General features: G+C 58.3%; 5 protein-coding genes. 3 read left to right on the forward strand and 2 right to left on the reverse strand.

Annotated elements, in window-relative coordinates; all coding sequences use genetic code 11:
- Window positions 1-24: 24 nt before the first annotated feature.
- Both DFP98_RS09940 and DFP98_RS09945 read right to left on the reverse strand, forming a co-directional pair.
- Window positions 25-1,095: a Gfo/Idh/MocA family protein gene (locus DFP98_RS09940; protein ID WP_116060429.1), complete on the reverse strand. Its 1,071-nt coding sequence runs from the start codon at window positions 1,093-1,095 to the stop codon at window positions 25-27.
- Window positions 1,092-2,207 (reverse strand): DegT/DnrJ/EryC1/StrS family aminotransferase, encoded by a 1,116-nt coding sequence (locus DFP98_RS09945; protein WP_116060430.1) that lies wholly within the window; start codon window positions 2,205-2,207, stop codon window positions 1,092-1,094. Before DFP98_RS09945 ends, DFP98_RS09940 begins: the two co-directional genes overlap by 4 nt.
- Window positions 2,208-2,374: 167 nt before the next feature.
- Between DFP98_RS09945 and DFP98_RS09950 the strand changes: the two genes are divergently transcribed.
- The 3 genes from DFP98_RS09950 to DFP98_RS39705 form a co-directional block, all read left to right on the forward strand.
- Window positions 2,375-3,070, forward strand: a complete 696-nt coding sequence (locus DFP98_RS09950; protein ID WP_116060530.1) for an acyltransferase — start codon at window positions 2,375-2,377, stop codon at window positions 3,068-3,070.
- Window positions 3,071-3,082: 12 nt separating this feature from the next.
- Window positions 3,083-4,417: a nucleotide sugar dehydrogenase gene (locus DFP98_RS09955; RefSeq protein WP_116060431.1), complete on the forward strand. Its 1,335-nt coding sequence runs from the start codon at window positions 3,083-3,085 to the stop codon at window positions 4,415-4,417.
- A 106-nt stretch (window positions 4,418-4,523) separates the two neighbouring features.
- A partial coding sequence (locus DFP98_RS39705) for an NTTRR-F1 domain (RefSeq protein WP_246016489.1) occupies window positions 4,524-7,815 on the forward strand: 3,292 nt, incomplete at its 3' end.

Genomic DNA, 7,815 nt, shown 5'->3' on the forward strand with positions numbered 1-7,815 from the left:
CCGGAGGAGAGGCTTGTGAGTTAGCTACCTGGGACCTGCGGACATCGATTCCGTATCGAAAGACGAGAGCGGCACACGGACGGGAACGCCCAGACGCGACGACTCGTAGACGGCGAAGGCAACCTCCAAAGATCGGCGGGCTTCCGCGGCCGATACGGCCGATTGTCTATCTTCAGCCGCTCCCTGAAGCGCAGCGATAAACTGTCCATACATTTCTGCATGCTCGTTGACCGCTGTGAGAGGAAAGGAAGGGACGGGAAATTCGTCGGAGTGCCAGCGTTGGACCTCCGTCAGATTGACTCCGCCAATGCGAATCGTTCCCCGATCGCCGACGAGCGTCAGCGACTGCTCCAGGTTGTTCGGCTTGCAGAGCGTCGTCGCCTCAATGCTGCCGACCGCGCCACCGGCAAACCGGATCGTTGCTGCAGCCGTTTCTTCCGTCTCTTTGGCGGATGCTCCCCTTCCGATCAATCCGTATACCGAATCCGGACGTTCGTCCATCAGCCAAAGAAGCAGGTCGATGAGATGAACGCCTTGATTCAGCAGCATGCCCCCATCCATCTTCCATGTTCCTCTCCATTCGGATGAGGCGTAATAGTCCCGAGAACGATTCAGAAGGATCGAAACGGAACCCATTCGCAGTTTTCCCAGCGCTCCTTGGCCAATCCAACTCTTGGCAAGTCGCAAAAGCGGGCGATAGCGAAGCTGATGACAGACTTGCACGCGCAGCCCGCATGCCGAGGCCAGCTCGGCAATGGCGTCGGCGTCCTTCAGGGACAGGGCGATCGGCTTTTCCAGAAGCACGTGTTTTCCGGCTCGCAGCGATTCCGTTGCCCACCTGGCGTGCATAAAGGAGGGGGCGGCAATGACGACGGCATCTATTCGGGAATCTTGCACAAGGCGACTCGGATCCGTATAGACGGCGACGGACGATTCCGATATGGAGCGGGCTAGGGCATATTTCCGGGCGAGAGCAGCCATTCTTTCCGGAACGGGATCGGCCAGCGCGACTAGTTCGGCATCCCCGCTGGCAATGATGGATTCCGCGTGTTTGGTTGCGATGCTTCCGCAGCCGATCAGACCGAAACGAATCATTTCGCTCCCCCTTTCTCCGCGAAGTCTTGAAGAACGGCAATGACAAGCTCCTGCTCCCGATCCGTCAGCAAAGGACCCATCGGCAATGCCAGAACTTCCTCGGATAGCTTCTCCGCCAACGGGAAATCTCCGACGGAATAGCCAAGGGAAGCATAGACGCGCTGGAGATGCAGAGGGCGGGGATAGTAGACGCCGGTCTGAATGTTTCTTGCCAGCAGGGCTTCGCGAATGTCGTCTCGTCGCGGGCTCGTAATGCAATAAAGGTTGTAGGCATGGAAACGTCCGTCCTCCGTTGCCGGAACCTCCAACAACGATGTAAGCGAACGAAGCCCCTCGTCGTACGATTGAGCTAAAGCGCGTCTCCTCTTAATCCACGCTTCAACATGACCCGTTGTCACAAGCAGAATGGCGGCATGAATTTCATCCAGTCGGCTGTTGTAACCGAGCGTATCATGGTAATACCGTTTGGAGCTCCCGTGCTGCCGCAGCATTCTGAGTCGTTTCGCAAGTTCGGCGTCCGACGTGACGACAATTCCTCCGTCCCCCATCGTTCCTAGATTTTTACTAGGAAAAAAAGAGAAGCAACCCGCTTTCCCGATCGTGCCGACGGGTTTCCCACGATAATTTGCGCCAAAAGCTTGACAGGCATCTTCGATGACTAGCAGTCCTCGTCGTTCCGCGATGGACTGAATTTTGCCCAGATCGGCAGGCTGTCCAAACAGATGCACAGGGAGTATCGCTTTCGTCTGAGGCGTGATGGCCGCTTCGACCCGTTCCGGATCGAGGCTCCAGAACGAATCGATATCGACGAATACCGGAACGGCTCCCACTCTGGAGATCGCCTCTGCGGTGGCGAAGAAAGAGTAGGGAGTCGTGATTACCTCGTCCCCCGTTCCGACTCCAAGCGCATCGAGCGTAAGCACGAGCGCGTCCGTGCCGTTGGCCACCGCGACGGAGTGGTTAGCGCCGGTCATTTGAGAAATCCGTTTTTCCAGTTTCTCTACTTTCGGGCCTAAAATATAACTTCCTTGTTCGATCGTATCGGTGATTTCGCGGAGAATTTCATCTTTAAGCAAGCGGAATTGCCGGGCTACCGGCATTAATTCGATCAATTGCCCACCCTCCTTGCTCCTAGTTGATTGTACAAGGTATGCATCACGGATTCCGCCCGCTTCCGCTCCCACACTAGCAACCGGTTTTGGACTTGCATAAATCATGTAAGTGACGCTCCCACAGAAAACAGATCGCTGAACGCCAACGGAGAAGGAGGAACGACATGATGATAGATCCTTCCGCGTCTTTGGGAAGCAATGTTTTCGTCGGTCGCCATGCGGTAATCGAATCCGGCGTGACGATCGGCGACAACGTTACAATCGGTTACGGCGCGATCATTCGAGCCGGCACGACGATAGAAAACGGAGTGAGCGTCGGAGATCTGACGGTACTCGGCAAGAAACCGACAGGCAACAAGAAAAAGGCGGTAAAACCGCCGTCAAACCTCCCGCCTCTAGTTATCGGAGAAGGCGCGTCGATCGGGTGCAATTGCGTCATTTATCTCGGAGTATCGCTTGGCGCGGATGTACTTGTCGGGGATTTGGCCAGCATTCGCGAATTTGTGTCGATCGGCGAAAGCACCATTGTCGGCAGGAGTGCGGTCGTTGAGCCGCATACGGTGATCGGCAGGTTCGTCACGATCCAAACGTCTTGCTACATTACAAGTAATATGCTGATCGAAGACGATGTCTTCATCGGTCCGTGCTGTTCGACTTCCAACGACAAATATATGGGAAGCGGAAGAGAAGCTCATCAGGGACCGATCATCCGGCGGGGAGCCAAAATCGGCAACAATGCGACGCTTCTTCCCGGAATCCGCATTGGAGAGAGAGCCGTCGTCGGAGCCGGGGCGGTAATTACGCGGGATGTCCCGCCGGATTCCACGTATGTTGGCAATCCGGGCAGACCCTTGACGAGATAGGAAGGTGAAAGAATGACCCAAGCGCAGAGCGGTCCCGGCGTGATTCCTGACCCGGGACGCATTCAAATCGTCGGACTTGGCTATGTGGGCTTGCCGCTAGCCGTATTATTCGCGGAACAAGGCTTTTTCGTAACGGGGGTGGATGTGGATAAGAAGAAGATCGAACTTCTGGAGAAAGGAAGAAGTTATGTAAAAGATTTGGCGGATGAAGAACTGGGAGCCGCGTTGGCGTCGGGAAGATTTTGTCCGACCGCCCGATACGACGATTCCGCTCAAGCGGAAACGATTATTCTATGCGTTCCGACGCCGTTGTCGGATCGGTTGACTCCGGATATGAGCTATCTTCATGCCGCCGTATACGAAATTGGCACACGGCTTCGTCCGGGACAGCTCGTCGTTTTGGAAAGCTCGACTTATCCCGGTACGACCTCGGAAGAAATGGTGCCTATTCTGGAGCGGGAAAGCGGTCTTAAAGCAGGGCTCGATTTCAACGTCGGATACTCACCCGAGCGGATCGACCCGGGAAACACAAAGTATAAGGTGAGGGATATCCCGAAGGTTGTCAGCGGTCTGACGCCGACTTGTCTACGAAGAACGGAAGCGTTGTACGCTCGAACTTTCGGGCAAACCGTGAAGGTATCTTCTCCCGAGGTTGCGGAGATGACGAAGCTGCTGGAGAACACTTACCGGCTTATTAATATCTCGTTCATGAACGAGATGGCGATGCTGTGCGATACGATGGGAATCGACCTCTGGGAAGCGATTGAAGCCGCGAAGACGAAATCGTTCGGCTATGCGGCGTTCTATCCCGGTCCGGGCGTCGGAGGGCACTGTATTCCGGTCGATCCCCTCTATCTTCAATGGAAGGCCTGCGAATTCGGAACGAAGAGCGCTTTTATCGAGTTGGCAGAAAAGTTGAACCGCAATATGGCGGATTATTTGCTGAAAAGAGTTCAAGACAGACTTGGAAACGGTTTTCGTACGGCGGTTATTTATGGCGTCGCCTATAAGAAGGACATCGGCGACGTTCGCGAATCGGCCGCGATCCAGCTAATCGAACGGTTGCTGGACGAAGGGATACATGTCGCTTATCACGATCCGAATGTGCCTGTCATCCGCATCCGCAATCGCGAGATCGAGAGCTCCGAGTTGTCGGACGAACTGCTGAACAAGGCAGATTGCGTATTTATTATGGCGGATCATACGGGGATACCGGTTCAAAGGATTGTTTCCGAAGCTCGTTTTATCGTGGATACGAGAAATGCGACATTCGGCAGGAACGGGGAGCATATTTACCGTTTCGGAAGCGGAAATGTCGGGCTTGAACGCAAAAATCCGCACGCATGAAGGCGGATAAATGAACGGGCAAACCCTAGTTTCAATAAGCTGTACTAGATTTCGTGACAAGTCGTCTTGTTCGAAATCCAATTGGCGTAAAGGTGGTGAGAATCCATTGTCTATTCAAAATCGAATTGTCAACGGCGACTTCGAGACAGGAACTTTGGCGCCGTGGAGCGGGACTGGAGCGACTGTCACAAACGCCAGAAGCCATCTGGACTTCTTCTCGGCGAAATTAAATGGCGGAGCGTCGTTGTCACAAATCTTTCAATTCGTTCCTGTTGCGGAAGGAGAGAGCTTCGAGTTTTTCGTTTCCTTCTCCAGAACGACCGGCGCCGTAGGCGTAATCGCGGTCATCGGGGTAAACTATTACGATGATTCATTAAATTTCATAGGAACGGGTCTGTTTTCCTACGTACCGTTTAGTATTACAAGTTTGAGCGGAAGCGATTGGGTTGAAATCTATCAGACTACCGATCCAGTGCCATCCGGTGGCACGCAGGCGCTTGTTGTCATACAGACATTTCCGATAGCAGGTACGGCGGATTTGTTCGTGGATGACGTAGCGCTGTTAGCAATCTCAGGAGGGGGAGCAACTGGCCCTACTGGTCCGACCGGCCCGACAGGTCCGGAGGGTGTGACAGGCCCGACGGGAGTGGGAGTGACGGGGCCGACAGGAGCTACAGGAGCAACCGGTCCGACAGGCCCGGCGGGTGCGACAGGTCCAACGGGAGCTGGAGTGACGGGACCGACAGGAGCTACGGGAGCAACCGGCTCGACAGGCCCGGCGGGTGCGACAGGTCCAACGGGAGCTGGAGTGACGGGTCCCGCTGGAGCTACGGGAGCTGCAGGAGCAACCGGTCCGACAGGCCCGGCGGGTGCGACAGGTCCAACGGGAGTAGGAGTAACGGGACCGACAGGAGCTACGGGAGTAACCGGTCCGACAGGCCCCGCGGGTGCGACAGGTTCGACGGGAGCAGGAGTGACTGGCCCGACGGGAGCAACAGGAGCAACTGGTCCGACAGGCCCGGCGGGTGCGACAGGTCCAACGGGAGTAGGAGTGACGGGACCGACAGGAGCAACAGGAGCAATCGGCCCGACTGGTCCTGCGGGTGCGACAGGTCCGACGGGAGTAGGAGTGACGGGACCGACAGGAGCAACAGGAGCAATCGGCCCGACTGGTCCTGCGGGTGCGACAGGCCCGACGGGGGTAGGAACGACGGGTCCAACAGGAGCTACAGGAGCAACCGGCCCGACAGGCCCCGCGGGTGCGACAGGTCCAACGGGAGTGGGAGTAACGGGCCCGACAGGAGCTGCAGGAGCAACCGGGCCGACAGGCCCGGCAGGTGTGACAGGTCCAACGGGAGTAGGAGTGACGGGACCGACAGGAGCTATGGGAGCAACCGGCCCGACAGGCTCCGCGGGTGCGACAGGTCCAACGGGAGTGGGAGTAACGGGACCAGCAGGAGCCACCGGAGTAACAGGTCCGACTGGTCCTGCGGGTGCGACAGGTCCGACGGGAGTAGGGGTAACGGGACCGGCAGGAGCAACGGGACCAACGGGAGCAACTGGTGAGGCAGGTGTAACAGGCCCAACAGGAGCCATCGGTCCAACGGGTGCAACGGGACCGACAGGAGCAAAAGGAGCAACAGGTCCGACTGGTCCTGCGGGTACGATAGGCCCGACGGGAACAGGAGTGACTGGCCCGATAGGAGCAACAGGAGCAACCGGTCCGACAGGCTCGGCAGGTGTGACAGGCCCAACAGGAGTAGGAGTAACGGGACCGATAGGAGCAACGGGAGCAACCGGCCCGACTGGTCCTACGGGAGCAGCCGGTCCGACAGGCCCAACTGGAGTAGGAGTAACGGGACCGACAGGAGCTACGGGAGCAACAGGAGTAACTGGTCCGACAGGCCCGACTGGAGTAGGAGTAACGGGTCCGACAGGCCCTGCGGGTGTGACAGGTCCGACGGGAACTACAGGTCCAGCAGGAGCCACCGGCGCAACAGGAGCTACAGGCCCGACAGGAGCAACGGGTCCAGCAGGGGTAACTGGTGAGGCAGGTGTAACAGGCCCAACGGGAGCCACCGGCGCAACAGGAGCTACAGGTCCGACAGGAGCAACGGGTCCAGCAGGGGTAACTGGTGAGGCAGGTGTAACAGGCCCAACGGGAGCCACCGGCGCAACAGGAGCTACAGGTCCGACAGGAGCAACGGGTCCAGCAGGGGTAACTGGTGAGGCAGGTGTAACAGGCCCAACGGGAGCCACCGGCGCAACAGGAGCTACAGGTCCGACAGGAGCAACGGGTCCAGCAGGGGTAACTGGTGAGGCAGGTGTAACAGGCCCAACGGGAGCCACCGGCGCAACAGGAGCTACAGGCCCGGCAGGTGTGACAGGCCCAACGGGAGCAACTGGTGAGGCAGGTGTAACAGGCCCAACAGGAGCAACTGGCCCAACAGGGGCCATCGGATCAACGGGAGCAACAGGCTCGACTGGAGCAACAGGCCCAACGGGATCAACGGGCCCGACAGGAGCGACAGGTCCAGCAGGAGCCACCGGCGCAACAGGAGCTACAGGTCCGACAGGAGCAACCGGTCCAACAGGTGCAACAGGTCTGACGGGAGTTACAGGTCCGACAGGAGCAATAGGCCCGACGGGAGCGACAGGTCCAGCAGGAGCCACCGGCGCAACAGGAGCTACAGGTCCGACAGGAGCAACCGGTCCAACGGGTGCAACAGGCCCGACGGGAGCGACAGGTCCAACAGGATCAACTGGCCCAACGGGAGCGACAGGACCTACGGGTGTAACAGGCCCGACAGGAGCCACCGGTCCAACGGGAGCAACAGGCTCGACCGGAGTAACAGGCCCAACAGGCCCGACAGGAGCAACGGGAGCAACAGGCTCAACAGGTCCAACCGGTCCGACTGGAGCGACAGGACCAATGGGAACCACTGGTCCGACAGGAGCAGCAGGCCCAACGGGAGCAACAGGCCCAACAGGAGCGACCGGTCCAACTGGAGCAACAGGCTCAACAGGTCCAACCGGTTCGACGGGGGCGACAGGTCCAACAGGAGCAACTGGCCCAACGGGAGCGACAGGACCTACGGGTGTAACAGGCCCGACAGGAGCCACCGGTCCAACAGGTATAACTGGCCCGACAGGGGTAACCGGTCCGACTGGAGCGACAGGACCAACAGGAGCAACAGGAGCAACTGGTGAGGCAGGTGTAACAGGCCCAACAGGAGCAACTGGCCCAACAGGGGCCATCGGATCAACGGGAGCAACAGGCTCGACTGGAGCAACAGGCCCAACGGGATCAACGGGCCCGACAGGAGCGACAGGTCCAGCAGGAGCCACCGGCGCAACAGGAGCTACAGGTCCGACAGGAGCAACCGGTCCAACAGGTA

This window comes from Cohnella phaseoli (assembly GCF_003386235.1).
Taxonomy (GTDB): Bacteria; Bacillota; Bacilli; order Paenibacillales; family Paenibacillaceae; genus Cohnella; species Cohnella phaseoli.